The organism is Paraburkholderia sp. J10-1 (genome assembly GCF_905220165.1).
GTDB lineage: Bacteria > Pseudomonadota > Gammaproteobacteria > Burkholderiales > Burkholderiaceae > Paraburkholderia.
Window position 1 is genome coordinate 987,925 of sequence record NZ_CAJMYW010000001.1, and the last position, 24,439, is coordinate 1,012,363.

27 protein-coding genes are annotated in these 24,439 nt (G+C 65.6%); 15 read left to right on the plus strand and 12 right to left on the minus strand.

Annotated elements, in window-relative coordinates:
* The first annotated feature begins 73 nt into the window (after positions 1-73).
* Positions 74-1,012: a helix-turn-helix domain-containing protein gene (locus tag U5A65_RS04305; protein ID WP_321907943.1), complete on the plus strand. Its 939-nt coding sequence runs from the start codon at positions 74-76 to the stop codon at positions 1,010-1,012.
* 19 nt (positions 1,013-1,031) lie between these two features.
* On the opposite strand, the gene U5A65_RS04310 is transcribed toward U5A65_RS04305, so the two are convergent.
* A complete protein-coding gene (locus U5A65_RS04310) occupies positions 1,032-2,015 on the minus strand; it encodes an aldo/keto reductase (RefSeq protein ID WP_321945573.1) in 984 nt (327 codons plus the stop codon).
* Positions 2,016-2,154: 139 nt separating this feature from the next.
* Between U5A65_RS04310 and U5A65_RS04315 the strand changes: the two genes are divergently transcribed.
* Positions 2,155-3,096: a LysR family transcriptional regulator gene (locus tag U5A65_RS04315; protein ID WP_321945574.1), complete on the plus strand. Its 942-nt coding sequence runs from the start codon at positions 2,155-2,157 to the stop codon at positions 3,094-3,096.
* Positions 3,097-3,209: 113 nt separating this feature from the next.
* Positions 3,210-4,559 (plus strand): ATP-binding protein, encoded by a 1,350-nt coding sequence (locus U5A65_RS04320; protein ID WP_321945575.1) that lies wholly within the window; start codon positions 3,210-3,212, stop codon positions 4,557-4,559.
* A 34-nt stretch (positions 4,560-4,593) separates the two neighbouring features.
* Here the strand turns inward: U5A65_RS04320 and U5A65_RS04325 are convergent, their stop codons facing one another.
* Complete coding sequence (locus U5A65_RS04325) at positions 4,594-4,959, minus strand: hypothetical protein (protein WP_110383838.1); 366 nt, start codon at positions 4,957-4,959, stop codon at positions 4,594-4,596.
* A 371-nt stretch (positions 4,960-5,330) separates the two neighbouring features.
* Between U5A65_RS04325 and U5A65_RS04330 the strand changes: the two genes are divergently transcribed.
* From U5A65_RS04330 to U5A65_RS04340, 3 genes are read left to right on the plus strand one after another with little or no spacing between them, the layout of a single operon-like run.
* Positions 5,331-5,714, plus strand: coding sequence for a GFA family protein (locus tag U5A65_RS04330; protein WP_321907936.1), 384 nt, complete (start codon positions 5,331-5,333; stop codon positions 5,712-5,714).
* Positions 5,711-5,842 (plus strand): hypothetical protein, encoded by a 132-nt coding sequence (locus tag U5A65_RS04335; RefSeq protein ID WP_321907934.1) that lies wholly within the window; start codon positions 5,711-5,713, stop codon positions 5,840-5,842. Before U5A65_RS04330 ends, U5A65_RS04335 begins: the two co-directional genes overlap by 4 nt.
* Complete coding sequence (locus U5A65_RS04340) at positions 5,839-6,582, plus strand: response regulator (RefSeq protein WP_321907932.1); 744 nt, start codon at positions 5,839-5,841, stop codon at positions 6,580-6,582. Before U5A65_RS04335 ends, U5A65_RS04340 begins: the two co-directional genes overlap by 4 nt.
* Positions 6,583-6,594: 12 nt before the next feature.
* Here U5A65_RS04340 and U5A65_RS04345 read toward each other — a convergent pair whose 3' ends face one another.
* From U5A65_RS04345 to U5A65_RS04365, 5 genes are all read right to left on the minus strand, one after another.
* Positions 6,595-7,515, minus strand: a complete 921-nt coding sequence (locus tag U5A65_RS04345; protein ID WP_321907930.1) for an alpha/beta hydrolase — start codon at positions 7,513-7,515, stop codon at positions 6,595-6,597.
* Between the two features lie 77 nt (positions 7,516-7,592).
* Entirely contained in the window at positions 7,593-8,150 is a 558-nt protein-coding gene (locus U5A65_RS04350; protein WP_321907928.1) for a TetR/AcrR family transcriptional regulator, read from the minus strand.
* Positions 8,151-8,270: 120 nt separating this feature from the next.
* Entirely contained in the window at positions 8,271-10,325 is a 2,055-nt protein-coding gene (gene fusA / locus U5A65_RS04355; RefSeq protein ID WP_321907927.1) for an elongation factor G, read from the minus strand.
* 185 nt (positions 10,326-10,510) lie between these two features.
* The gene (locus tag U5A65_RS04360; protein WP_321912074.1) at positions 10,511-11,284 is read right to left on the minus strand and encodes a slipin family protein; all 774 of its coding nucleotides are present in this window, start codon (positions 11,282-11,284) and stop codon (positions 10,511-10,513) included.
* Positions 11,281-12,837 carry a nodulation protein NfeD gene (locus U5A65_RS04365; protein ID WP_321934705.1) on the minus strand — a complete coding sequence of 519 codons (1,557 nt, stop codon included), beginning with the start codon at positions 12,835-12,837 and terminating at the stop codon, positions 11,281-11,283. The genes U5A65_RS04360 and U5A65_RS04365 overlap by 4 nt, the downstream gene beginning before the upstream one ends.
* A 321-nt stretch (positions 12,838-13,158) precedes the next feature.
* Here U5A65_RS04365 and U5A65_RS04370 point away from each other — a divergent pair, with 321 nt between their 5' ends.
* The 4 genes from U5A65_RS04370 to U5A65_RS04385 are packed head-to-tail and all read left to right on the plus strand — an operon-like array spanning position 13,159 to position 17,837.
* On the plus strand, positions 13,159-15,054 hold the full coding sequence (locus U5A65_RS04370) for an arylsulfatase (protein ID WP_415764128.1): 1,896 nt from the start codon (positions 13,159-13,161) through the stop codon (positions 15,052-15,054).
* 10 nt (positions 15,055-15,064) lie between these two features.
* Entirely contained in the window at positions 15,065-16,111 is a 1,047-nt protein-coding gene (locus U5A65_RS04375; protein WP_321945577.1) for a formylglycine-generating enzyme family protein, read from the plus strand.
* Positions 16,108-16,899, plus strand: coding sequence for a MetQ/NlpA family lipoprotein (locus U5A65_RS04380; protein WP_415764130.1), 792 nt, complete (start codon positions 16,108-16,110; stop codon positions 16,897-16,899). The genes U5A65_RS04375 and U5A65_RS04380 overlap by 4 nt, the downstream gene beginning before the upstream one ends.
* Positions 16,893-17,837 carry a YkgJ family cysteine cluster protein gene (locus U5A65_RS04385; protein WP_321945578.1) on the plus strand — a complete coding sequence of 315 codons (945 nt, stop codon included), beginning with the start codon at positions 16,893-16,895 and terminating at the stop codon, positions 17,835-17,837. The genes U5A65_RS04380 and U5A65_RS04385 overlap by 7 nt, the downstream gene beginning before the upstream one ends.
* An 82-nt stretch (positions 17,838-17,919) precedes the next feature.
* On the opposite strand, the gene U5A65_RS04390 is transcribed toward U5A65_RS04385, so the two are convergent.
* Complete coding sequence (locus U5A65_RS04390) at positions 17,920-18,045, minus strand: hypothetical protein (protein ID WP_321945579.1); 126 nt, start codon at positions 18,043-18,045, stop codon at positions 17,920-17,922.
* 322 nt (positions 18,046-18,367) lie between these two features.
* On the opposite strand from U5A65_RS04390, the gene U5A65_RS04395 reads away from it, so the two are divergent.
* Together U5A65_RS04395 and U5A65_RS04400 are read left to right on the plus strand one after the other, a co-directional pair.
* Positions 18,368-18,727, plus strand: coding sequence for a DUF4148 domain-containing protein (locus U5A65_RS04395; protein WP_321945580.1), 360 nt, complete (start codon positions 18,368-18,370; stop codon positions 18,725-18,727).
* A gap of 234 nt (positions 18,728-18,961) precedes the next feature.
* Positions 18,962-19,996, plus strand: a complete 1,035-nt coding sequence (locus U5A65_RS04400) for a 2-hydroxyacid dehydrogenase (protein WP_321912063.1) — start codon at positions 18,962-18,964, stop codon at positions 19,994-19,996.
* Positions 19,997-20,085: 89 nt separating this feature from the next.
* Here U5A65_RS04400 and U5A65_RS04405 read toward each other — a convergent pair whose 3' ends face one another.
* Both U5A65_RS04405 and U5A65_RS04410 read right to left on the minus strand, forming a co-directional pair.
* The gene (locus U5A65_RS04405; protein WP_321912061.1) at positions 20,086-20,508 is read right to left on the minus strand and encodes an organic hydroperoxide resistance protein; all 423 of its coding nucleotides are present in this window, start codon (positions 20,506-20,508) and stop codon (positions 20,086-20,088) included.
* Positions 20,509-20,548: 40 nt separating this feature from the next.
* The gene (locus tag U5A65_RS04410) at positions 20,549-20,797 is read right to left on the minus strand and encodes a DUF4148 domain-containing protein (RefSeq protein ID WP_321945581.1); all 249 of its coding nucleotides are present in this window, start codon (positions 20,795-20,797) and stop codon (positions 20,549-20,551) included.
* Positions 20,798-21,205: 408 nt separating this feature from the next.
* Here U5A65_RS04410 and U5A65_RS04415 point away from each other — a divergent pair, with 408 nt between their 5' ends.
* From U5A65_RS04415 to U5A65_RS04425, 3 genes are all read left to right on the plus strand, one after another.
* A complete protein-coding gene (locus tag U5A65_RS04415) occupies positions 21,206-22,249 on the plus strand; it encodes an alpha/beta hydrolase (RefSeq protein ID WP_321934711.1) in 1,044 nt (347 codons plus the stop codon).
* Between the two features lie 12 nt (positions 22,250-22,261).
* On the plus strand, positions 22,262-22,813 hold the full coding sequence (locus U5A65_RS04420; protein WP_321912056.1) for a cytochrome P460 family protein: 552 nt from the start codon (positions 22,262-22,264) through the stop codon (positions 22,811-22,813).
* Positions 22,814-22,888: 75 nt separating this feature from the next.
* Entirely contained in the window at positions 22,889-23,296 is a 408-nt protein-coding gene (locus U5A65_RS04425; RefSeq protein ID WP_321912054.1) for a GFA family protein, read from the plus strand.
* Positions 23,297-23,302: 6 nt separating this feature from the next.
* On the opposite strand, the gene U5A65_RS04430 is transcribed toward U5A65_RS04425, so the two are convergent.
* Complete coding sequence (locus U5A65_RS04430; RefSeq protein WP_321945582.1) at positions 23,303-23,713, minus strand: GFA family protein; 411 nt, start codon at positions 23,711-23,713, stop codon at positions 23,303-23,305.
* An 85-nt stretch (positions 23,714-23,798) separates the two neighbouring features.
* Positions 23,799-24,362: a thioredoxin family protein gene (locus U5A65_RS04435; RefSeq protein WP_321912050.1), complete on the minus strand. Its 564-nt coding sequence runs from the start codon at positions 24,360-24,362 to the stop codon at positions 23,799-23,801.
* Positions 24,363-24,439: the final 77 nt, after the last annotated feature.

The window sequence follows — 24,439 nt, forward strand, 5'->3', positions numbered from 1 at the left end:
ACCAACGGCCGCCGCGCGTCTTGAACGCAAACGACATCGACGCTCTTGCAGCGCTCGCCTATACTGCGCGGTCATGTCCACCGCTACGCCTTCCAGTTCGATTGCTTGCCCCGACCGTTGGGCACGCGGCCCGCGCGTATTGCGCGGCGCCGAGCGTCCTCACGCGCGGCTCTATCCGCCGCCTGCGGCGTTGGCGGATGCCATTGTGGCCGTGGCCTGCCGCGACACGCGCGGCTTCGACCTGAACGACGCGCAACGCCTCTCGCATTTCCCGGCCTCGCCGCTCGTGTGCCTCTCGTGGTATCGGGACCTGGATGCCGGGCTCGTGGAATCGACCGCGAACGGGCCGCGGTGGCGGCCCTTCGGCACGGCGATCACGCTCTCGGGCAGCCAGTCGCAGCCCACCACGAGTTGGGCGCCCACCGCGGGCTTCGGCGGCATGGTGTGCTTCAACGCCGACGCAGCGAAGGCCTTGTTCGATCTCAATCTGGCTGCGGTCCACGACCGCTTTCTGTGCGCGCGCGAAACGCTGGGCCGCGAGTGGCTCGCGCTCCTCGACGCGTTGCTTTGCACTGCCGAAGATGCGCAGACGCTCGCGACGCTCGAAACGCATCTCGCGCCACGCTGGCAAGCTGTTCGCGGCCAGCGCTCCTCCGTTGCCACGCTGCGCCAGGCGGGCCGCCGCTGGGTAGGGCGTCTTGCCTGGCAGGCGCGCGAATGGGGGCGCACCCATAGCGCGCGGCAGGTGGAGCGGCGCATCAAGGCTTACAGCGGGCGCTCGCTGCGCGAGTGGCACTCGCTCGTGAAGGCCGAGGGCGCGTATTTCGCGGCAACGGAGCGCCTCGCCAACGGTCAGTCCTTCGACTGGGCGGCGTTCGCCCACGACGAAGGATTCGCTGATCAGGCGCACCTGAGCCGCACGACCCGCCGCATGACCGGCTTCTCGCCCACCGACTTCGCGCAGCGCTATGTCGAGGACGAGTCGTTCTGGATGTACCGGTTGTGGGTATGAGCGGGCCGCGCGCGCGAACCTAGCGGTCCACCCGCTGCTGCATCTGCGCCGGATACCGGTCGCCCACCACCTGGATCGCCTTGAGCGCCGCTTCGATGGCGGCGAGATCGCCTGCGCTCAACTCGAGACTGGCCGCGCCCATGTTCTCGTCGAGCCGCGAAAGCTTCGTGGTGCCAGGAATCGGCACGATCCACGGCTTCTGCGCGAGCAGCCAGGCCAGCGCGATCTGCGCGCGCGTGGCGCCTTTGCCCTCGGCAATGCGGCCCAGCACGTCGACGAGACCGGCATTGGCCTTGCGGTTCTCTTCGGAAAAGCGCGGCACAATCGTGCGGAAGTCGCTTTGATCGAATGACGTGCGCTCATCGATCGCGCCGGTCAGAAAGCCCTTGCCGAGCGGGCTGAACGGCACGAAGCCAATGCCCAGCTCCTCCAGAACCGGCATCACCTTGTGCTCCGGCTCGCGCCACCAGAGCGAATATTCGCTTTGCAGCGCGGCTACGGGCTGCACGGCGTGGGCGCGGCGAATGGACTGCTCGCCCGCTTCGGAAAGGCCGAAGTGCTTCACCTTGCCTTCGCGGATCAGATCCTTGACCGTGCCCGCCACGTCTTCCATGGGCACGTTCGGATCGACGCGGTGCTGGTAGAAGAGGTCGATGCGGTCGGTCTTCAGGCGTTTGAGCGACGCTTCGGCCACCGCGCGGATGCGCTCGGGCCGGCTGTCCATGGGCTTTTTCGAGTCGCCGTCCTGAAAGCCGAACTTCGTTGCGATCACCACCTGGTCGCGAATCGGCGCGAGCGCCTCGCCCACGAGCGCTTCGTTGACGAAGGGGCCGTAGACTTCGGCCGTGTCGAAGAACGTGACGCCGCGCTCGAACGCCGTGCGGATCAGGCGGATCGCGTCCGCCTTTTCGGTGGCGGGCCCATAGCCGAAGCTGAGCCCCATGCAGCCGAGGCCCAACGCCGAAACTTCGAGGCCGTTCTTGCCGAGTGTGCGCTTTTGCATGTCTTGCTCCTTGAAAGCGATTGGACGGACGGCCCCCGTGTTCACGCGCGAGCCGCCTTCTACCCAAACGAGTGTAGGTTGCTGCATGCCGCTCAACAATCCCGCTAGACTTGCATGGGGTACTGAGGAAAATTCACAAATGGTGCGCACCGGCTTATCCGAACTGACGGCTTTCGTGACGATCGCCGAGCAACGCAGCTTCAGCGGCGCGGCGCGTGTGCTGGGCGTCTCGCCGTCCGCGCTCAGCCACACCGTGCGCAACCTGGAGGCGAAACTCGGCGTGCGTCTCCTGAACCGCACCACGCGCTCTGTGGCGCTGACCGAGGCGGGGGAGCAGTTGCTCAGCCGCGTGCGGCCCGCCATGGCCGATCTCGAAGACGCCGTGAACGACGTCACGTCCGCGAGCAACCGGCCTTCGGGGTCGATCCGCATCAGCGCTTCGGAATCGGGGGCGCGCCCGCTCATTCGACATGTGTTGCCGGCGTTCCTCGCCCGCTATCCGGACATACGCGTGGAGTTCGTGGTCGACTCGCGGCTCGTGGACATCGTGGCCGGCGGATTCGACGCCGGCGTGCGCGTGCTCGAAGACGTGCCGCGCGACATGATCGCCATTCGCTTCACGCAGGACATGCGTTTTGGCGCGGTGGCCTCGCCCGCGTATCTGGCGCAGCATGCGCCGCCGCGCGCGCCGCACGACCTGGAGCAGCACCGCTGCATCCGCTTTCGTTTCGAGAGCGGCGCGCTGTTCCGTTGGGATTTCGCGCACCGCGGCAAGAGCGCCAGCATCGACGTGGACGGGCCGCTTACGCTCGGCAATCTGAACCTGATGGTCGAGGCCGCGCTCGCCGGGGTCGGCGTGGCCTGGGTGCCGGAGTCGCTTGTGGCCGAGCATGTGGCCGCCGGCCGGCTCGTCCACTTGCTGCCGGAATGGGGGCCGGTGTTTTCGGGGCTCTGCCTTTACTATCCGTCCAACCGGCATCCGCCCGCGGCGCTGCGCCTCTTTGCGCAGGCCGTGCGCGAATGGGCCGACCCGGCCGGCACGGCCGATGCCGCGCCGCAGCGCAAGACGCAAACGCGCTGAAATGAACCGGGCTGCAATGTATTGTGTCCCGCGCCTGCGCCGATACAGTGAGATACAAAGCCGCGCGCGGCATGCGGTATAAACCCATCATTCCCTGCATACGGAGTCCGAACATGCAAGCCGCTGGTTTTGCGGGCGGGGCGGCGATGAGCGCGCTGCACTGGCCGCGCACGCTGTTCGCGCGCCTCGCCCTGATCCTTTGTGTCGGCCTCGCGCTCGCGCAGTTGCTGTCGTTCAAGCTCACGATGACCGAGCGTAACGACGCCACCGCGAACATGATGACCAATTACATCTCGCGTGAAGTCGCCATCTCCGTGGCGCTGCTCGACCATCTGCCCGCGGCCGAACGCGCGGCGTGGCTGCCGCAGCTCGCGCGGCGCACCTATAGCTTCATTCTCGGCCCCGGCACCCCAGGCGAAGCGCCCGACGCAAGCCGCTCGAAGACCGTGGCGTCGGCCATTGCGGCGGGCATTGCCGACAAGTACGCGCTCACGACCAATTCGGTGCCCGGCGACGGCGAACGTCTGCAGATCCATCTGCGGCTTTCCGACGGCTCGCCGCTCACCATCGATTACCGCCCGGGCGCCGCGCTGCCCTTGTCGGGCTGGCTGCCGGCCGTGCTCGTCGCCCAGCTCGTCGTGCTGGCGGCATGCTGCTGGTTCGCGGTGCGCACGGCCACGCGGCCGCTGCACGAACTCGCACGCGTGGCCGATGCACTGGGTCCGGACCTGAAGGCGGAGCGGCTGGAGGAAGAAGGGCCTTCCGAAGTGGCGCGCGCGGCGCGCGCGTTCAACGCCATGCAGGAGCGCATTTCGGCGCACGTGGCCGAGCGCATGCAGATACTCGCGGCCATCTCGCACGATTTGCAGACGCCGATTACGCGCATGCGCCTGCGCGTGGACCAGATGGACGACAGCACGCAGGCGGAAAAGCTCGCGCAGGACCTGCACGAGATGGAGCAACTCGTGAAGGAGGGCGTGGCCTACGCGCGCACGCTGCATGGCACCGGTGAAGCGCCCGCCCGCGTCGATCTCGACGCGCTGCTAGACAGCCTCGTGTGCGACTACGTGGATGCGGGCTCGCCCGTGACCTTCGAGCGGCGTTTGAACGTGGCGATCGTCACGCGCGTGCAGGCGCTGCGCCGCATCGTCGGCAATCTTGTGGATAACGCGCTGAAGTACGGCAGCACGGCGGCCATTGAAGTGAGCGCGTCGCCGCGCGACAAGACTGTCACGATCTCGGTGCTCGACAGCGGCCCCGGCATTCCCGAAGAAGCGCTCGAAAAGGTGTTCGAGCCGTTCTACCGGCTCGAAACCTCGCGCAACCGGGGCACGGGCGGCACGGGTCTCGGCCTTGCGATCTCGCGCCAGCTTGCCGTGGCGATGGGCGCGCAGCTTACGCTGCGCAACCGGCCCGAAGGCGGGCTGGAAGGACGGCTCGTGCTTGGCGGCGCGGATGCGTGAAAGGCGGCGCGCCATGAGCGCGCGCCCATGTCGCTCACGCAAGCGGAATGAACACGTTGAACTGGCCTTCCTCGGGGTGGCGCGAGCGATGGCCCTTGCCCACGGTGTCTTCGCACAGCACGACCGTGCCCGGTTCGCAGTGGCGCGTGTCGCCGTCGCTCGTTTCGAACTCGACCCAGCCGGTCATCCAGATCACGAACTGACGAACCGGCGTGGTGTGCCAGTCCGCCTCCTTGAGACCGGCCGGCACCCAGCCAAAGCGCACCGCCTTCGCCTGCTCCCATGTCGAAAGATAAATGGGCGGGATGTTGGGAAAGAGCTCCAGCGGCGTGAGCGGGATATCGATGTCCTCGAAATGGGACTCACCCTGGGCGTCGGCGTAGATTCGCAGACATTTCATGGAGACCTCCTGGAGCCGTTCTATGAGTTTCGCTCGCTACAGCAAACGCGCATAAACAATGCCGGTTTGTTGCTCGACCGGCAGCGGTCATTGCCGGTCGCTTCAGGTCATGTCGGGTCGATGGGCGGCGCGCCGGATACGCGCTAGCGCACATTGTGGTCCCGAATCGGGTGGCGCGGTTGTGGGTTGTACGCGCCGTGTCGCGCGTTGTGCACTGCGATGTGCACTGCTTGTTGCACTGCGCTTTGAACTAATTTGCGAGCGCATTGCAATGTGTTGTGTCTGGCGGCGCGGTGGATACGGTGTGATACCGCGCCTCGCGCGCGCTGCGTTATCAATCAGCCAACGAAATCAATCGAGCGGAGGGCAATATGAGCACGTCGACCGGTACGACTCGCTGGACGGGGTCCTGTCATTGCGGTGCAGTAAAGTTCGAAGTCCACACGGCCATCGAGCCGGCGGGGCGCTGCAACTGCAGCCTGTGCCGCCGCAAGGGCGCGCTGATGAGCCCGATGTTCGAGGCTCGCGAACTGACGATCCTCGCGGGCGAAGACGCGCTCACGCTGTACCAGTTCAATACGCGCGTGGCGAAGCACTATTTCTGCAAGCACTGCGGCATTTATCCGTTTCACCAGACGCGAAGGGACCCGGCGCGCTGGCGCGTCAATCTCGGCTGCCTGGAAGGCGTGGATGTCTACGCGCTCGAAGCGTCGGTTGCCGACGGTGCGAGCCTTTCGGTCCTGGAGGACGCATGAAACGCCTGTTCGCGATCCTGTTCTTCGCGGCGAGCGGCCTGGCTGCGGAGATTGCCCATCCGGTGTACTGTTCGTGCATCGCGGAAACCCGTTCACGCCTCGCGCGCAAGGAGAAAAAGAACCCATGACGGAAAAGATCGATCACGTCCTGATCGTCGACGACGACCGCGGCATACGTGAACTGGTCGGGGCCTACCTCGAAAAGAACGGCATGCGCGTGTCGCTGGCCGCGAACGGGCGCGAGATGCGCACGGTGCTCGAGAGCGGCGCGCCCGACCTGATCGTGCTCGACCTCATGATGCCCGGCGACGACGGCCTCGTGCTGTGCCGCGAGCTGCGCGCGGGCAAGTTCCGCGCCGTGCCCGTGGTGATGCTCACCGCGCGCAATGAGGAGACGGATCGCATTGTCGGCCTCGAAATGGGCGCCGACGACTATCTGCCCAAGCCCTTTGCCGTGCGCGAACTGTTCGCGCGCATCCGCTCGGTGCTGCGCCGCACGCGCATGCTGCCGCCGGGCATGGAAGTGAGCGAATCGGCGCAACTGCTCGCGTTCGGCGACTGGCGGCTCGATACCACGGCGCGCCATCTGCTCGACGCCGAAGGCACGATCGTCGCGCTTAGCGGCGCGGAATACCGGCTGCTTCGCGTGTTCCTCGACCACCCGCAGCGCGTGCTCACGCGCGACCAGCTGCTGAGCCTCACGCAAGGCCGCCAGGCCGATGCGTTCGACCGCTCGATCGACCTGCTCGTGAGCCGGCTGCGCCAGCGCCTGCGCGACGAGGCGCGTGAGCCGCGTTACATCAAGACGCTGCGCAGCGAGGGGTATGTGTTTTCCTCGGCGGTGACCACGGTCGAGGCGCCGGAGTAAGGACGGCGAGCGTCAGGGTTGAGCGAAGAAACGCAGCAGCGCTTCGGCAACCGCTGCGGGCTGTTCCTCCGGCAAGAAGTGGCCGCAGTGGGCGATCGTCGCGCCTTGCACCTCATCGGCGTAATCGCGCAGCGGACTCGCCATATCCGCAATCGAGCCCTGATCGGCGCTCAGCGCGAGAACGGGCATCCGCAATTTGCCTCGCTTGCTCAACTCGCGGTTCTGGCGCGCTGAAATATGGGCCGCGCGGTAGTAGGCCAGTCCCGCGCGCAATCCGCCTTCCTTCGTGAACACGCGCAGATATTCGTCGATATCAGCCTCCGTGAAGGTGTGCGGATTGGCCGTCTTGCGGCGCAGAAACCAGTCCAGGTACGCGCGCTCCTTGCCCGCTATCAGCAACTCCGGCAGATCGGCAACTGCATGGAAGGCGAAGTGCCAGGTGCGCCACGCGCGCTCGGGCGCAACGGGCAGCGCATCCGGCAGTGTGATGCCGGGAATGCCGGCGTCGAGCAATGCGAGCTTCGACACTTCGTCGCCGAATAGGGCCGCATAAGGATAAGCGACCCATGCGCCGACGTCGTGGGCGGCGAGATGGTGGCGGCGCGCTTCGAGCTTGCCGAGCAACGAATGCAGGGCAGTGGCGAGCGATTGTGTGTCGTAGCCGTCTTGCGGCCGGTCCGAGTCGCCCTGACCGGGCAGGTCGGGGACGATCACGCGGTAGTTTTGCGCGAGGAGCGGCATGACCTTGCGCCACGCGAACCAGCTTTCTGGGTAGCCGGCCAGCAGCACCACGGTCTCGCCTTCCTCTTTTCCGCCGATGACGTAGTGCAGGCGCGTGCCTTCAACGGTTTCGAAGCGATGCGCGAAGCCGGGGAGGATGGGGTCGGGCAGCGAGGCCGAACCGTGGTCGATCATGCGGGAGGGCGTGCTCATGACGTGAAGCTCCTGTGGTTGCAGAAAAACGCAGACATAAATTGGAAATAATCATTTCCAAATTGGCCAAAAAAATTTCAACGCAGCAAACGCATGGCTTCTTCAGCCGCGGCTAGCATCTCGCGCTGTGTGCGCCCGGATTTGCCGATCAAACGAAAGCCGTGGAGCAGGGCGAGCAAGGTGCGCGCCATGGCCGGGACATGAATTTCCGGTGCAACGGAGCCGTCTTTCTGGCCTTGCTGGAGGAGTTCGCGCAGCATCTCTTCGGTGCGCCGCATGGCGGCTTCGATGCGCGTGGCGATTTCGTCGTCGAAGGTGGCGAGCGCCGTGGCGCTTGAAACGACGAGACACCCGCGCCGGCCCTCGCTGCCATGCGACGATTCGGCGTAGAAAATGAAGATGACGCGGATCTTCTCGCTTGCTTTGGACTGCTTGTCGAGGCGATGGCGCAATTCGGCGTGGCGCGTGGTGACGTAGTGATCGAACGCCGCGAGAAAGACGCCGCGCTTGTCGCCGAAGGCTTTGTAGAGGCTGCCTGCGGTCAGGCCCGTTGCTTCGCTGAGATCGCCGACCGACGTGGCGTGGTAGCCGCGCTCGCGAAACACGCGCACGGCGCCGTCCACGACGGTGTCCATGTCGAATTCGCGCGGGCGGCCTGGGCTGCGGGCCACGGGTTGGGACGGGTGCTCGGATGCCATGAGGGGGGATTATAGGAAATGTTCATTTCCTAATCAACTGCCTCATTCAAGACACCCTCACTCCACACTCTCCCCCCGCCCCTTGTGCTGTGCCGCGAGCTTTTCCTGATGCGTCGGCGGCACCGGATCATAGTGGCTCAGCTGAATGCTGTAATTCCCATGCCCGCCCGCGAGCGAATTCAGCCGCGATTGATAGTCGTTGAGTTCGGCCAGCGGCACCTTCCCCGCAATGACCATGGCCTGGCCGCCCATCGTGCGCGTGCCATGCACCTGCCCGCGCCGCGAGGAAAGATCGCCGATGATGTCGCCCATCGCGGCCTCGGGCGTCATCACCTCGATATCGACAATCGGTTCGAGCACGATAGGCTGCGCCTTCAAGACCGCATCGATAAACGCCTTGCGCCCCGCGGTAACGAACGCGACTTCCTTCGAATCGACCGGATGATGCTTGCCGTCATACACGATCACGCGCACGTCCTGCATGGGGAAACCGGCGAGCGGCCCGCTGTCGATCACCTGCAAGATGCCTTTTTCCACCGCTGGCATGAATTGCGAAGGAATCGCGCCGCCTTTCACGGCATCCACGAACTCGAAGCCCGCACCGCGCGGCAAGGGCTCGACGCGCAGCATGACCTCGCCGAACTGGCCCGCGCCGCCGGTCTGCTTCTTGTGGCGGCAATGTCCCTCGGCTTTGCCGCCTATCGTCTCGCGCCATGCGATCGTAGGCGGACGTGTTACGACTTCGAGTTTGTACTGATCGGTTAGCCGCTCCAGCATGTAGCGCAAATGCAGTTCGCCGAGCCCACGTACAACGGTCTCGTTGGTGCCCTCGGGGTGATCGATCTGCAGGCAAGGATCTTCCGCCGCGAGCTTTTGCAGCACTTCCCACACGCGCTGCTCGTTGCCAGGGCGCGCCGGTTCGATAGCGAGACCGTAGATCGGATTCGGAAACGCCGGTGGCGTGAGGTGGATGTTGCCGTCTTCGGGGGCGTCGTGCAGTACGGCGTCGAAGCCGATATCGTCGGCCTTCGCCACCGCGCAGATATTGCCGGGCCCCGCGCGTTGGACCTCCGTATGCTCCTTGCCCTGCAGCATGAGCAAATGCGCTACCTTGAACGGCTGCCGCGCGTTGCCGATATACAGCTGGCTGTCGCGCGTTACCGTGCCCTGATGAATGCGAAACACGGCCACCTTGCCGATATACGGGTCCATCACGATCTTGAACACATGCGCGAGCACGTGTTTATCGGCGTCCGGTTCGGCGCGCACGGGCTCCTTGCCTTCCTTGCCGTCCACCTCGCGGTAAAACAGCGGCGGATTGCCTTCGGTGACATTGGGCAAGAGCTTCACGAACACGTCGAGCAGCTGCGCGATGCCCGCGCCCGTCGCCGTAGAGGTAAAGCACACCGGCACGAGATGCCCTTCGCGCAACGCACGTTCGAACGGCGCGTGCAGTTGCTCGGGGCTGATGGCTTCGCCCTGTTCGAGGTACAGCTCCATCAACTCGGGATCGAGTTCGATCACCTGGTCGATGAGTGCATTGTGCGCGGCTTCCACCGAATAGAAATCGGCCTCGCCCGCGGGGTTGAAAAAGCAGTCCACCACTTCACGTCCGCCTTGTGCAGGCAGATTGATCGGCAAACACGTCTTGCCGAAGGTCTCCTGTATCTGCGCAAGCAGTCCAGGTAAATCGACCTTCTCCGCGTCGATGCCGTTCACGATGATCATCCGGCACAGCTTGCGTTGCTGCGCGTACGCCATCATGCGCGTCGTCGTCATTTCGATGCCGGTGCGCGCGTTGACGACGATGGCCGCCGTTTCCACCGCGGGCAGCGCGCTCATCGACATGCCGGCGAAGTCGGGGTAGCCGGGCGTGTCGAGCAGGTAGATGCGCGTGTCTTCGTGTTCGAAGTGGGCGATGGCGGAGTTGAGGGAGTGGTGATATTTGCGTTCGAGGGGATCGAAATCGCAGAGGGCGGTGCCGCGATTCACGCTGCCTGGCGCGTGCAGCGCGCCGCCCTGGTGCAGGAGCGCTTCGGCAAGCGAGGTCTTGCCGCAGCCGGCATGGCCGACCAGAGCGATCGTGCGGATGGCTTCGGGACTGTAATCCATGGCCGCCGTCGTCCGTTAGTGGATGTTCGGCAATTATTGGCGATATTTCCGCGCTCTGCCAATCCCACGCGCAAAAGAAGCGTGCACGAACGCGCGCAGCGCGCTGGCCGGCTATTTTCGCTGCGCTGCAATATTCAGGTGAACTGGAGAAGACGCTGGATGCCTGAACTGAGGGGACGGATCACTCAAGGCCCGCGCGGCGGCCCGGCTCGGTCGATCAGCGCGTTGAGCAACTCGATCGGCAGCGGGAAGACGATGGTGGAATTCTTGTCGGCGGCGATCGTGGTAAGCGTCTGCAGATACCGCAGTTGCATGGCCTGCGGCTGCTGTGCGAGACATTGCGCGGCTTGCAGTAATTTTTCGGACGCCTGCAGTTCGCCTTCCGCGTGAATGACCTTTGCGCGGCGCTCGCGTTCAGCTTCGGCCTGGCGCGCGATCGCGCGGATCATCGTTTCGTTGAGGTCGACGTGCTTGATCTCGACGTTCGACACCTTGATGCCCCACGCGTCCGTTTGCGCATCGAGCACTTTCTGGATGTCCGCGTTCAGTTGCTCGCGCTCGGCGAGCAGGGCGTCGAGTTCGTGTTTGCCGAGCACGGCGCGCAGCGTGGTTTGCGCGAGCTGGCTCGTCGCCTCGACGTAGCGCGCGACCTGAATCACGGCTTTTTCCGGGTCCACCACGCGAAAATAGACCACGGCGTTCACCTTCACCGAAACATTGTCGCGCGTGATGACGTCTTGCGAAGGCACGTCGAACACCACGGTGCGCAGGTCGATACGCACGGCCACCTGCACGACGGGAATGATGAGCACGAGGCCCGGCCCCTTGACCTTCCAGAAGCGTCCGAGCATGAACACGACGCCGCGTTCGTACTCCTTGAAGATGCGGATGGACGATAACGCGATCAGCACCACGAGCGCGATCAGTAGACCTGTGAAGCCGAACGTGAAGCCGATCATGAACGTTCTCCCTCGTTTTGTGCCTTGTCGTGTGCGTTGTCGTGCACCGCGCCGTGCAGCGGGGTGACGGTGAGCGTGAGTCCGCTGCGCGAGCTGACGCGCACGCGGCTGCCGGCGGCGAGCGGCGTGGCGCAGGCCACGCGCCAGCGCTCGCCGTGCACGCGGGCCCAGCCCGTGGACAATGCCGCGTGGCCGGGCCGCGATTCGGGATGCAAACCCTCGTCGATCACTTCGCCAACGGCGCCCACCATGGCCTCCGCGCCGGTCACCACGGGGCGCCGCCGCGCGCGCAGGGCCACGCTGGACACGGTGGCGACGAACGCCGCGCCGCCGAGTGCCAGGCCCGCAACGAGCGGCAAGGGGATGCCGTAGCCGGGCGCGCTGGTGTCCATCAGCATGAGCGCGCCGATGGCGAAGGCCACGATACCGCCAAAGCCCAGCACGCCAAACGTCGGCAAAAAAGCCTCCGCGATGAGGCACGCAAGCCCGAGCAGCACGAGCCCGAGGCCCGCGTAGTTCACGGGCAGCAGTTGCATGGCGAACAGACCCACGAGCAGGCAGATTGCCCCGGCCACGCCGGGCAGCACGAAGCCAGGGTTGGCGAACTCGAAGAAGAGCCCATACACGCCGATGGTCAGCAGGATCAGCGCGACATTCGGGTCGGCGATGATCGCAAGGAAGCGGTTGCGCCAGTCGGGCGCGACGGCTTCCAGCGGCGCGTGCGCGGTGGCGAGGCGCAGCGTGCCGGCCGTGGTCGTGACGGTGCGGCCGTCGAGCTGGCGCGCGAGATCGGCGGGGTCCTGCGCGATCAGGTCGATCACGTGCTGGTCGCGCGCCTCTTCGTCGGAGAGGCTCACGGCCTCGCGCACCGCGCGCTCGCCCCACGCCGCGTTGCGCCCGCGCAGTTGCGCCAGGCCGCGAATATAGGCGGCGGAGTCGTGCATGACCTTGCGGGCTTCCGTCGAGGCGTTGTCGTCGGCGCGCGGGGCCGAGGCGCCGGAGGCGGCTTCCGGAAAGCCTGCCGGACCACCCATGGGCCCACCCGCGGGGCCACCGCCGCCGCCCACGCCAAGCTGCACCGGTGAAGCCGCGCCGAGATTGGTGCCCGGCGCCATGGCCGCGAAATGGCTTGCGTAGACGATATAGGTGCCCGCGCTCGCGGCGCGTGCGCCGCCGGGCGCGACGAATGCCGCGACCGGCACCGGGGAGGCCAGGATTGCCTTGATGATCTGCCGCATCGAGGTGTCGAGGCCGCCGGGCGTATCCAGTTCGAGGATCGCAAGCGGCGCGCGCTCGCTCGCGGCGCGCTCCAGCGAACGGACGATGAAATCGGCGCTGGCGGGTCCGATCGCACCGTTCACGGTCATCACGACGACGGGCGGACTGGCTGCAGCGAAGGCCGCCGGCAAAGCGATCCCAGCCGCCAGAGCGGCCCACGCGAGCAGCAAGGCGACGAACACAACGGCGCGGGCAAGCCGCGCCGTGAGCGGATGGTGCGGGTGAGCAGGCGGCGCGTCGTGCACCGCGACATGCGAGGGGCGATGATCGCGCATCGGGCGTCCGGAGCATGGCGCAGCTGGCGCAGGTTCCGGTTCACAGATGGGGCAAGAGCCGATACCTCAAGATTAGGCGCTTTCCGCGCAAAGCGCGAACCGGCCCGAATGACCGGAATGCATGGTCGGCATGAACGGCCGCTACACGCGCCGAACGTTGCGCCGCACACTTATTCCACCGCTCCGAAAGCAATGGAGGAATCGAGATTTGGCGCACCGGGCTTCGTGGCTACCATTGCACTCCCTTACAAGCAGCGCACGAGAACAATGAAAAAAGCTCACCGGTCGACGCAGGTTCCCCGTATCCGCATCGCATGCGCCATGGTCGCCAGCGTCGTCGCGCTTGCCTCGTGCGGCGGCACGAACAGCAGCGGCTCGCCGGTGGCGAGCGCCGCCGTCACGCACAAGCAGCCCAACATCCTCTACATCATGGCGGACGATCTGGGCTACTCGGACATTCATGCGTTCGGCGGCGAGATCAACACGCCCAACCTCGACGCGCTCGTGCAGTCGGGCCGCATTCTCACGAACCATCACGCGGGCACGGTGTGCGCGATCACGCGCTCCATGCTGATTTCGGGCACCGACCATCACCTCGTGGGCGAGGGCACCATGGGCGTGCCTACCGACGAGCGGCGCGGCCTGCCCGGCTATGAAGGCTATCTCAACGACCGCGCCCTTTCGGTTGCGCAACTGCTCAAGGACGCCGGGTATCACACTTATATGGCGGGCAAGTGGCATCTCGGCTCCGGTATCGTTGGGAGTGCTACGGGTAGCGGGCAAACCCCCGACCAATGGGGCTTCGAGCACAGCTACGCGCTGCTGGGCGGCGCCGCGACCAATCACTTCGCGCACGAACTCGCGGGCTCGAAGAACTACACCGAAGACGGCCAGTACGTGCAGCCCGGTCAACCGGGGCAGCCCGGCGGCTCAGGCGGCAGTCCTGCCGTGTTCTATTCCACGAACTTCTACACGCAGAAGCTCATCGCGTACATCGACTCGAACAAGGGCGACGGCAAGCCGTTCTTCGCCTACGCGGCCTATACGTCGCCGCATTGGCCGCTCCAGGTGCCGGACCCGTGGCTGCACAAATACGCGGGCGTGTACGACGCAGGCTACGACGCGATCCGCAACGCGCGCATCGCGCGGCAAAAAGCGCTCGGCCTGATTCCCGCCGACTTCACGCCGTTCGAAGGCTTGCCCGAAGCGCTCACGCGTTCGCCCGCCACGACAGACAACGGCACGGCTAACGCGAAGTACATCAGCGCCGTGCATCCGGCGTCGGATGGGTACGCCGATTACGGCCAGGGCAACGTCGACAAGGCGTGGGCCAGCCTTTCCGCGGACGAGCGCAAGGCGCAGGCGCGCTACATGGAGATCTACGCGGGCATGGTCGAGAATCTCGACTACAACATCGGACTCCTGATCCAGCATTTGAAGGACATCGGCGAATACGACAATACGTTCATCATGTTCCAGTCCGATAACGGCGCGGAAGGCTGGCCGATCGACTCGGGCGCCGACCCCACCGCCACCGATACGGCGAACGCCCAGGAACCCGTGTATTCGTCGCTCGGGACCGACAACGGTTTGCAGAATGCGAAGCGCCTGCAGTATGGCCTGCGCTGGGCCGAAGTGAGCGCCACGCCGCTGCGGCTCACGAAGGGGTATTCGGCGGAGGGCGGCGTGTCGGTGCCGGCCATCGTTCATTTGCCGGGGCAGGCTACGCAGTTGCCGTCGCTCAGCATTTTCACGCACGTTACCGACGACACGGCCACCTTCCTCGACGTGGCCGGCGTAACGCCGCCGAGCCAGCCCGCGCCCGCGCTCATCAATGCGCTCACGGGCGTGGACCAGAACAAGGGCAAGGTGGTCTACAACAACCGCTATGTGTATCCGGTCACCGGAAAGTCGTTGCTTGCGCAACTGAATGGCAAGACGACTGCGGAAGCCCACACGGAAGCGTTCGGCGACGAAGCCTACGGCCGTGCGTATCTGCGCAGCGCGGATGGCCGCTGGAAGGCCTTATGGACGGAGCCGCCGCTCGGACCCACGGACGGCCACTGGCAGCTCTATGACCTCACGAAGGACCGCGGCGAAACCACGGACGTCTCGACGCAGAATCCCTCGGTGATCCAAAGCCTCGTGAACCAGTGGAACACGTATATGAGCAACGTGGGCGGTGTCGAACCGTTGCGTCCGCAAGGTTATTACTAAGGGCGTGGCCATGCGGTATCGACTGACACTCGCGGCGCTGGCCGTGACGGTGTTCGCTGCGGCGTTCGCGGCATCGAGCGCCTCGACACTCACATCGCCCGGCGACGGCTTCGATTCGCTCAACCGCGGCCGGCCGCTCGCGCCGCTCGGCAACGAGCGTCAGTGCGAACGCTATTCGGGTCTGCCTGACAACTGGGGCAGCGACCGCAAGGCGGGCATGGTGCATCTTCAAGGCGGCTCGTTCGTGCTCGGCAGCACGGCGGGCTACCCGGACGAGCGCCCCGCGCCCGGCGGCGGCAAGACGCGCGTGGCGGGTTTCTGGATCGACCAGACCGACGTGACGGTGGCGCAGTTCGCCGCGTTCGTCGAAACCACGCACTACGTGAGCGAAGCGGAGCAGCAGGGCGGCGCAGCGGTGTTTCGCGTGCCCACGGCCGAGCAGATGAATGCGCGCGATCTCGCCTGGTGGTCGTGGGTGCCGGGCGCGTCGTGGCGGCATCCGCAAGGGCCGGGCAGCGACGTGGAGGGCCGGGGCAACCTGCCCGTCACGCTCGTAACGCTACGCGACGCGCTCGCGTACGCGCACTGGCTGGGCCGCGATTTGCCGACGGAAGCCGAGTGGGAATACGCGGGCAAGGCGGGCCGCGCGGGCGCGGACCTCGACACCGCGCCCACCGACGCCAACGGCAAGCCCACGGCGAACTACTGGCAGGGCGTATTTCCGGTGCTCAACACCGTCGAGGACGGCCATGCCGGCCTCGCTCCCGTGGGCTGCTACGCGGCCAATGCGTTTCGCCTCTACGACATGATCGGCAATGCCTGGGAATGGACGCGCGATGCGTACACGGGCTCGCACCAGTCGCACACGAATGGCGACACGGCGGCGGTCGCGCCGGCGGGGCGGCGTCACGACACGCTCATGGTCATCAAGGGCGGCTCGTTCCTGTGCGCGCGCGACTATTGCGTGCGCTATCGGGCCTCGTCGCGGGAACAGCAGGAGGCCGATCTCGCGGCTTCGCATATTGGCTTTCGCACGATTTTGAGGGACGCGTCATGAACGCAAGCCGCTGGCCGCTGGCCGCATGGGTGCTTGGCGCGGCGCTGAGCGGCATGGCCCATGCGGCGCCTGATCCCGTTCGCGTGGGTGTGACGCGCGGCACGCACGCCGAGATCATGGGCGAGGTCCAACGCACGGCAGCGGCGCGCGGCCTGGCGCTCGACGTCGTCGTGTTCGACGACGCCGCGAAGATCGACGGCGCGCTGGCGGCGGGCCGTATCGACGCGGCGAGCTTCGAGGACGAAGCGGACCTGGCCGACGCGCGCCACGTGCATGGCTACGCGATCGCGGCCATTGCGCCCACGGTCGCGCTGCCGATGGCGCTGTATTCGCGCAAACTGCCGAGCCTCAGCCAACTGCGCCCCGGCTCGACAATCGCGATTCCCGACGACGCGCGCGGCATGGGCCGCGCGCTGATCCTGCTCCAGAACTACACATTGGTGACGCTGCGCGAAAGCGCCGGGCTGCACGCCACGACGGCGGATATCACGGGCAACCGGCTAAAACTCAAGATCGTCCGCGTGCCGCACGCACGCCTTGCGCATGCGCTCGACACGGCGGCCTTCGTGGCGATGGAAGTCGATGACGCGGCGCGCGCCGGGCTGCAGCCGGCGCGCGACAGCATCGGCATTGAAGACGCGCGCTCGCCTTACGCCGACGTGCTCGCCGTGCGCGACGCGGACCGGACGCAGCCCTGGGCGCGCGAACTGGTGGACGCGTACCACTCGAATGAGGTCGCGCATTTCATCCTCACGCGCTACCAGGACTCGGTGCGGCGGCCATGGTAGGTCACGATGCAGGGCACGGCATGCCGCACTACGCGCTCGCGTGCACGGCGTGCGGGAAATGCTGCAACAGCGCGCCGTCGATGTCGCTGGCGGAACTGCTGCGGCATGGGGAGCGCTTTGTCGGGTGCCTTGCAATCGGGCGTCAGCCGGTGCGCCGCGCGCGCGAGCACCGGCTTGCCGCCGCCGACGCCGTGGCGATCGACGAACTCTCGCAGTCGCTTTTTCACCGCAGCGCGGCATTCGGCAGCGACTGGATCGTGCTGACGCTGCAGGGCTACGACTACCCGTCGCTTGGCCGCTGCGCGGCGCTGGCCGACGACGGGCGTTGCACGCTGCACGAAACCGGCAAGCCCGCAATGTGCGCAGCGGTGCCGCTCGATCCGTTATTGCCGGATCGTCTGCAAACGCGGGTGCTGGAAGGAAGGCGCGAAAGTGCGCAATGGCTCGGTGCGGATTGCATCCGTACGACGGCGACGGCGGGCGCCGCACCGCTGGTGCTCGAGGGGAGGGTGGCGGATGCCGAGGCGCTGGCGCGCTTTCGCGGCGCGCTCGTGTTCGAGCGCGGCGTTTGGCGCGACGCTGTGTTCGCCTCGCTCCACGAGGCAGCCGCGGACCTGCGCGGCGCGCTGGCCCGGCTTGGCGCGGGCGGGCATCTCACGGTTTCGCTCGTTCCGGCGCTCATGGCGGCGGCGCGTGTGTCGGCGCGCTGCCGCGAGCTTTGCGTCGCGTATATCGACAACCAGGTCGCGCTGATCGAGCGCACCGTGGAAGCGGCGCTAGTCCGGCGTCGTCTGGACGACCGGCCGGTTACGCGTGAACTGCGTGGCTTTGCGCAGGCCTACGCCGGCGCTCGCGAACTTCTGGTGGCGCCAGGATGGCGGCCCGATGCGGCGCGCGCGGATGCCCCCGAAATCGAGGCATGGCTGGGCGCCGCATAAACCCGACCGCGCAGTGCGGTCGCGTGTTGCTACTCGTCCCCCGTGTGCACGGGCAGGGACGCTTGCCGCAGTCAGGCGCGCATTAGTACCAGCGGCGCTGAGCTTCTGCGAGCAGTTCGCAGTATTCGAGGTGACGGTCCAGCGCTTCGGCGCCCAGGCGACGCAGTGCAGCCAGGGCTTGAGCCAGCTTTTCGACGATTACACCCATGATTTCCTCTTTGCTAGGGTTAGTGCCTAAGGGATAACCCTTATTATAGAGATCTCGGGACAGAATGCAAGGCTCAAGGGCGCTAAGTGTGCAGTGCAGCAACACTTTTGATTCGCCCCTTATTGACGTGTTAGCGGGCGGCGCGCGGGCGGCTGGGCGCCTTCTTGTATCGCACTGTGTCTGGCCGCCCGCGGGACAAGCGCGCTTGCAAAAACGGGCGCGCACGCAAACAAGCCAGATACATCGCGGCGTTCAAATGTCTCCTACGCAAGGTTGATACACAACAGTGCGCAACCACTCAGCCAACGTCAGGAGAAACACCATGAAGCTCGCTCAATCGCTCGCCGCCGCCGCTCTTGCTGCCCTCGTTGCCGTTCCCGCGCTCTCGTTCGCACAGTCGAGCCAGCCGGTCACCCGCGCCGAAGTGAAGGCGGAACTCGTGCAACTTCAGAAGGCGGGCTACAACCCTGCCAGCGACGACACGCAATACCCCGCGAACCTGCAAGCCGCGCTCTCGCGCCTGAGCGCGGAAAATGGCGCAGCGGCGTCGGCATTCGGCGGGGTGGTTGAGGGCGCGTCCGCGGGAGGCAGCACGCACGCTCGCGCCGTATCGAAGGTCTCCGGTGCGAATGCGGCGGACCAGGATGTCGTTGGCCTCGAACCGATCTACGCTCACTCGTAATGCGCGCGGCACCATGCCGCGAAGTTCGCCGCACTTCGGCAAGCTTCGCGGCTTTGCCGCGTCCATGCCTCGCCCGCCTGTTGCCGCTTGTTCCTGATCGCTCGCCTTCCTGCTGATACCATGTGCCAGCGTGCCCACGCGGCACGCGCGAACGTTACGCGTTCGAGTTCAAGACGCATCCCCGCGCGTCAACGCGCAATGCGCGCCTACCCCCGAAGCTCGCACGAGGTCAACATGCCGGGAACCCAGCTCCCCACTTCCGCTCGCCCACGCATGATCCTGTTCAGCGCGCGCCAGTACGACGTCGATACGTTTGCCGAGGCGAACGCCGCTTTCCAGTATGAGTTGCACTTCCAGGAATCGCACCTCGACGCCGAGACCGCCGTGCTCGCCGACGGCTACGACGTGGTGTGTCCGTTCGTGAACGACACGGTCGACGCCGCCACGCTCGAGCGCCTTCATCAGGGCGGCACGCGGCTCGTGGCGCTGCGCTCGGCCGGCTTCAATCACGTCGATCTCGCAGCGGCGCAGCGTCTTGGCATCACCGTCGCGAGAGTGCCCGCGTATTCGCCGCATGCGGTGGCCGAGCACGCCGTCGGGCTGATCCTCGCGCTGAACCGCAAGCTGCCGCGCGCCGTGTCGCGCACGCGCGAAGGCGACTTCTCGCTCGCGGGGCTGCTCGGTTTCGATCTGCATGGGAAGACGGCCGGCGTGGTCGGCACGGGCATTATCGGCCGGTGTTTTGCGCGCATCATGGCGGGCTTCGGCATGCAGGTGCTCGCCCATGACCCGGGCACGCCCGCCGCCGACCTGCTCGCGCTCGGCGTGCGTTATGTGCCGCTCGATACGCTGCTTGCGCAGTCGGACGTGGTGAGTCTGCATTGCCCGCTCGTGCCAGCCACGCGTCATTTGATCGACCGCCACGCGCTCGCGAAGATGAAGCGCGGCGCCATGCTCATCAACACCGGGCGCGGCGGGCTCGTGGAAAGCAGCGCGCTCGTGGATGCGCTCAAGAGCGGCCAGTTGGGTCATCTCGGCCTCGACGTGTACGAGGAAGAAGGCGGCCTGTTCTTCGAGGACCATTCGGACGCGCCGCTGCAGGACGATGTGCTCGCGCGTCTCTTGATGTTTCCGAACGTGATCGTCACGTCGCATCAGGCGTTCTTCACGCGCGAGGCGATGAGCGAGATTGCGCAAACGACACTGCGCAACGTGGAAGCCTGGCGTAACGGCACGCCGGGCAATCTCGTGGACGCGCGGCACGGCTAAAGCGCAACGCACACAGCGACACGCAAAAAAGCGGGGCGCGCACAAGCCGCCCCGCTTTTTTGCTTTCTCCGTTTTCTACCGCTACGCGATCACGCCTCGACGACTGCGAGCGTAACGTCGATATTGCCGCGCGTCGCCTTCGAATACGGGCAGATCTGATGGGCCGTTTCGACGATACGCTGCGCCAGTTCGCGATCCACGCCCGGCAGCGTCACGTTCAGGCGGCCGCGCAGCTTGAAGGCGTCGTCGGCGTTGATGAGGTCGATCTCGGCGTCGACCGCCACGTCGCGCGGCAGCGTCGTGCCGAGCTTCGTGGCGGCGCGGCCCATCGCGCCGATGAAGCACGCCGACCAGCCCGCCGCGAACATCTGCTCCGGGTTCGTGCCCGGCGCGCTCGAACCGGGCGGCGAGAGCTTCACGTCCAGACGTCCGTCTTCGCTGCGGGCTGCGCCGTCGCGGCCGCCGGTGGTGTGGGTCTTGCCGGTGTACAGCACTTTTTCTGCCTGAGTCATGGTGTGTATCTCCTGAAATTGGCTTCGTGATGGCAGTGATTTAGCTGCCGCGATACAGCTGCTGGATGGCGGCGAGCTGTCCGTCGTGCTGCGCCTGGATCAGTTCTTGGCGAACCTGTGCACGCGTGAGCTTCGCGTTCGCCGCATTGCTGGCGGGCGTCCATGCCTGGCTTTGCGCAACCGTGAATTGTGCTGCGCTCGACTGAGCGGGCATGGCGGCGAACACCGGCGTGGCGGCGAGGACTGCGGCGCTGGCGGCAAAGGCGAGGGCGAGCTTCGATGCGTTCATGACTTTCTCCTGGGATGGGTTGGGAAATCCGTCCGGTCATCAGCAAGTTCCGGCGTTGATGCATTACAACCGCCGGACGTATCTGCCGTGTTTCATGAACGCCGCGTTTTGCAAGGGTATGTATCTCGTCCAGGCGCTTATACATTGCGATACAAACCCGCCGTTCGTTCAACCTCGCGCTCTCCGCGACCGATCGCGCCACGCCGACATTTTTTGATTCGTTGTGTGTCCACGCTCGCAACAGACACATTGGGATACATGGCGCTTTTCCTGCTCGGATATAAATTCACCGGGGCGTTTTGCCTGCCGCCGCGAGCGCGATCGACCGATCTGCTGCCGCGGGCTCAATCAACGAGGCCAAGCCGTTCGGGCGCGGCCTGCATGCATGCACATCAAGGAGAAGTGGTCATGTCAGATCCCGTCAACGTCCGTCGCCGTCGTCTTCTCGGCACGTCGCTTGCCGGCCTCACGCTCGCGGACTTCGCATTCGGCGGTCTCGCGCACGCACAGTCGGCTGGCGGTACGGAAGGCAACACGCGCACGGGCAACGGCGTGTCGTTCGGCCCGATCAAGCAGATCAACGCGGGCCTGCTCAATGTGGGCTACGCCGAAGCGGGACCGAAGAACGGCCCGGTGGTGATCCTGCTGCACGGCTGGCCGTACGACATCCATAGCTATGTCGAGGTCGCGCCGATGCTGGCCGCTTCGGGCTACCGCGTGATCGTGCCGTATCTGCGCGGCTACGGCAGCACGCGCATTGTCTCGGACGAGACGCCGCGCAACGGCCAGCAGGCCGTCACCGCTGTCGATCTTGTTGCGTTCATGGATGCCCTGAAGATCGATCAGGCCGTTCTGGGCGGCTACGACTGGGGCGCGCGCACGGCGAACATCGTCGCGGCGCTGTGGCCAGAGCGCGTGAAGGGTCTCGTCTCGGTCAGCGGCTATCTGATCGGCAGCCAGGAGGCGAACCGCAAGCCGCTGCCGCCGCAAGCCGAGCTGCAGTGGTGGTACCAGTTCTACTTCTCGACCGAGCGTGGCGCGCAGGGCTATGCCTCGAATCGCGACGCGTTCAACAAGTTGATCTGGCAACTTGCCTCGCCGAAGTGGAACTTCGACGACGCGACCTACGAGCGCAGTGCAGCGTCGTTCCAGAATCCCGACCACGTGGCCATCGTGATCTCCAACTACCGCTGGCGCCTCGGGCTCGTGCAGGGCGAAGCGAAGTACGACAGCCTCGAACAGCGTCTCGCCGCCGCACCGGCCATTACCGTGCCGACCATCACGCTCGAAGGCGACGCCAACGGCGCGCCGCATCCCGCGCCGGCCGCCTATGCGAAGAAGTTCACGGGCAAGTACCTGCACCGCACGATCGACGGCGGCATTGGCCACAATCTCCCGCAGGAAGCGCCCAAGGAGTTCGCGCAGGCCATTCTGCAAGTCACGCATCTGTGATCGGAGGCCGCGATGCAAATACGTTTTTTCAGGCGTCGCGCGCTCCTCGCGGGCGCGCTGCTCGCGAGTCTGACGCAAGGTCACGCCGCATGGGCGCAGCAAGGCGCGCAAGCGCAGCCGCAAGCACGATCGCAGGCGCCGGGCCACGCGGCTTCGCCGATCTACGGCGTGACGATTCCACCCGGCTACCGCAAGTGGGAAATGATCGCCCCGGCGGAGGAGGCCGCGCCGCTCGACGAACTGCGCGTGGTGCTCGGCAATCCGGTGGCGATCAAGGCCATCGAGAATGCGACGCTGCCATATCCGGACGGCACGATCCTCGTGAAGCTTGCGTACAAGCGTAAGCAGTCCGATGATTTCGCAACCGCCACGGTGCCGGGCCAGCCCACGACCGTGCAGGTCATGGTGAAGGACTCGCGCCGCTATGCGTCCACGGGCGGCTGGGGGTACGGGCGTTTCGTGAACGGCGTGCCTGCCGACCTGGCGCAGCATCAAACCTGTTTTGCGTGCCACGCTTCGAAGGTGAAGGATCGCGACTACGTGTTTACGCGCTTTGCGCCTTGATGGGAGGCACGGGTGCTAGCCGCGCATTCGGTGACATAATCCGCAGTTGTCGCCAAACCGATCGGGAGCGCCCTCATGCAGCGGACATACCGTGGAAGTTGCCATTGCCAGTCGATAAAGTTCGAAGCCCTGATCGATTTCAGCAAGGGCACGGGAAAATGCAACTGCAGCTTCTGTGGAAAACTCCGGCTCTGGCTGGTGCAGGTCCGCCCGGAAGACTTTGTTCTACTTTCCGGCGCAAGCGAACTCACGCACTACGAAGGGAAAAACCCGGTCGCCCATCATCCGTTTTGCAAACACTGCGGCGTGCACGTATTCGACCGCATCGACATGCCCAACGGCACGGGCTATCCGTACATCAACGTGAATATCATGTGTATCGACGACTTCGACCTGAACGAAGCGTTGAATGCACCGATCTCCTACGCCAATGGTCTCGCGAACGATTGGGGCAATCCGCCTCCGGAAACGCGGCATCTTTGAATCGCCTCAGGGCGCGCGTCCCGAATATTGAGCGATGCCGGGCTCGCGGGCATCGAGCTGATGTCGTTCGGACGTGAACTGAACGAATTCGGCATGGAACCGTGAAGGGTCGTCGAGCGTTCCCGCGTAGATCGTCACGATATCCGGCGCATGCTGGGGCGTGCCAAAGAGCAGGCTGCCGCAACGTGCGCACGAATTGCGCGTGGTCGGCATGCCGCTGCCGCCGGTTATCGTGTAAGACCGGATTTTGCCGTCGAACGAGAACTCGCCCGCGCTCACGACGACGACAGGCAAGCCGCCCGACCCTGAAGCGCGCTGGCAATCGCGGCAGTGACAAATGAGTTGCGTCAGCGCGGCGCCGCGCGCGTGGTATTGCACCGCGCCACACAGGCAGCGGCCTTTCCAGGCATTCGACATTGGCCTTTTTCCTTTTTCGGGTTTGCGCCCAATATCGCATGGTACGCGCGCTGCCCCGGAACCCGGAGCGGCGCGCGCCAGTCGATCATCCTTGCTTGCCCTGAATGCCCAGCAGATCGCGAATCTTCTGCTCGGTCTGCGCGTAATCCCCTTCGCCGAAGTGCGTATAAACGAGCTTGCCGTTCTGGTCGATCAGATACACCGCCGGCCAGTACTGGTTGCCGTAGGCATTCCACGTCGCGTAACCGTTGTCCTGCGCAACCGGGTACGTAATGCCGTATCGCTTGATCGCCTTTTTCAGGTTGTCGGTGTCGCGCTCGAACGAATACTCGGGCGTGTGCACGCCGACCACCACCAGACCCTTGTCGCGATAGCGCGCATCCAGCTCCTTGATATGCGGGATGGTGTGCGCGCAGTTGATGCAGTCGAAGGTCCAGAAGTCGACGAGCACGACCTTGCCGTGCAACTGCTTGAGGTCGAGCGGCGGGCTGTTGAGCCAGTTGTTGATGCCGGTGAAGTTGGGCGCCTGCGCGCCGGTTTGCAGCGCGGCCGAGCCGAGCGAAGGTTCCTCGCTGGAGGCGTAGGCGGCGAGCCCGGCGCTAGCGGCGAGGCCGATGGCGACAGCGGCAATCTTGAGACGAGAGATCATGAGGGTTCTCCTTGTGTGGACGACGAGCGTATTGGAACGCTCCCACGTATCTGGCGCGTGTCCCCGCCGCGGCACTG

Coding starts and splice junctions, on each gene's coding strand:
- U5A65_RS04305 (WP_321907943.1), top strand. CDS start 74: ATGTCCACCGCTACGCCTTCCAGTTCGATTGCTTGCCCCGACCGTTGG.
- U5A65_RS04310 (WP_321945573.1), bottom strand. CDS start 2,015: ATGCAAAAGCGCACACTCGGCAAGAACGGCCTCGAAGTTTCGGCGTTG.
- U5A65_RS04315 (WP_321945574.1), top strand. CDS start 2,155: ATGGTGCGCACCGGCTTATCCGAACTGACGGCTTTCGTGACGATCGCC.
- U5A65_RS04320 (WP_321945575.1), top strand. CDS start 3,210: ATGCAAGCCGCTGGTTTTGCGGGCGGGGCGGCGATGAGCGCGCTGCAC.
- U5A65_RS04325 (WP_110383838.1), bottom strand. CDS start 4,959: ATGAAATGTCTGCGAATCTACGCCGACGCCCAGGGTGAGTCCCATTTC.
- U5A65_RS04330 (WP_321907936.1), top strand. CDS start 5,331: ATGAGCACGTCGACCGGTACGACTCGCTGGACGGGGTCCTGTCATTGC.
- U5A65_RS04335 (WP_321907934.1), top strand. CDS start 5,711: ATGAAACGCCTGTTCGCGATCCTGTTCTTCGCGGCGAGCGGCCTGGCT.
- U5A65_RS04340 (WP_321907932.1), top strand. CDS start 5,839: ATGACGGAAAAGATCGATCACGTCCTGATCGTCGACGACGACCGCGGC.
- U5A65_RS04345 (WP_321907930.1), bottom strand. CDS start 7,515: ATGAGCACGCCCTCCCGCATGATCGACCACGGTTCGGCCTCGCTGCCC.
- U5A65_RS04350 (WP_321907928.1), bottom strand. CDS start 8,150: ATGGACACCGTCGTGGACGGCGCCGTGCGCGTGTTTCGCGAGCGCGGC.
- fusA (WP_321907927.1), bottom strand. CDS start 10,325: ATGGATTACAGTCCCGAAGCCATCCGCACGATCGCTCTGGTCGGCCAT.
- U5A65_RS04360 (WP_321912074.1), bottom strand. CDS start 11,284: ATGATCGGCTTCACGTTCGGCTTCACAGGTCTACTGATCGCGCTCGTG.
- U5A65_RS04365 (WP_321934705.1), bottom strand. CDS start 12,837: ATGCGCGATCATCGCCCCTCGCATGTCGCGGTGCACGACGCGCCGCCT.
- U5A65_RS04370 (WP_415764128.1), top strand. CDS start 13,159: ATGGTCGCCAGCGTCGTCGCGCTTGCCTCGTGCGGCGGCACGAACAGC.
- U5A65_RS04375 (WP_321945577.1), top strand. CDS start 15,065: ATGCGGTATCGACTGACACTCGCGGCGCTGGCCGTGACGGTGTTCGCT.
- U5A65_RS04380 (WP_415764130.1), top strand. CDS start 16,108: ATGAACGCAAGCCGCTGGCCGCTGGCCGCATGGGTGCTTGGCGCGGCG.
- U5A65_RS04385 (WP_321945578.1), top strand. CDS start 16,893: ATGGTAGGTCACGATGCAGGGCACGGCATGCCGCACTACGCGCTCGCG.
- U5A65_RS04390 (WP_321945579.1), bottom strand. CDS start 18,045: ATGGGTGTAATCGTCGAAAAGCTGGCTCAAGCCCTGGCTGCACTGCGT.
- U5A65_RS04395 (WP_321945580.1), top strand. CDS start 18,368: ATGAAGCTCGCTCAATCGCTCGCCGCCGCCGCTCTTGCTGCCCTCGTT.
- U5A65_RS04400 (WP_321912063.1), top strand. CDS start 18,962: ATGCCGGGAACCCAGCTCCCCACTTCCGCTCGCCCACGCATGATCCTG.
- U5A65_RS04405 (WP_321912061.1), bottom strand. CDS start 20,508: ATGACTCAGGCAGAAAAAGTGCTGTACACCGGCAAGACCCACACCACC.
- U5A65_RS04410 (WP_321945581.1), bottom strand. CDS start 20,797: ATGAACGCATCGAAGCTCGCCCTCGCCTTTGCCGCCAGCGCCGCAGTC.
- U5A65_RS04415 (WP_321934711.1), top strand. CDS start 21,206: ATGTCAGATCCCGTCAACGTCCGTCGCCGTCGTCTTCTCGGCACGTCG.
- U5A65_RS04420 (WP_321912056.1), top strand. CDS start 22,262: ATGCAAATACGTTTTTTCAGGCGTCGCGCGCTCCTCGCGGGCGCGCTG.
- U5A65_RS04425 (WP_321912054.1), top strand. CDS start 22,889: ATGCAGCGGACATACCGTGGAAGTTGCCATTGCCAGTCGATAAAGTTC.
- U5A65_RS04430 (WP_321945582.1), bottom strand. CDS start 23,713: ATGTCGAATGCCTGGAAAGGCCGCTGCCTGTGTGGCGCGGTGCAATAC.
- U5A65_RS04435 (WP_321912050.1), bottom strand. CDS start 24,362: ATGATCTCTCGTCTCAAGATTGCCGCTGTCGCCATCGGCCTCGCCGCT.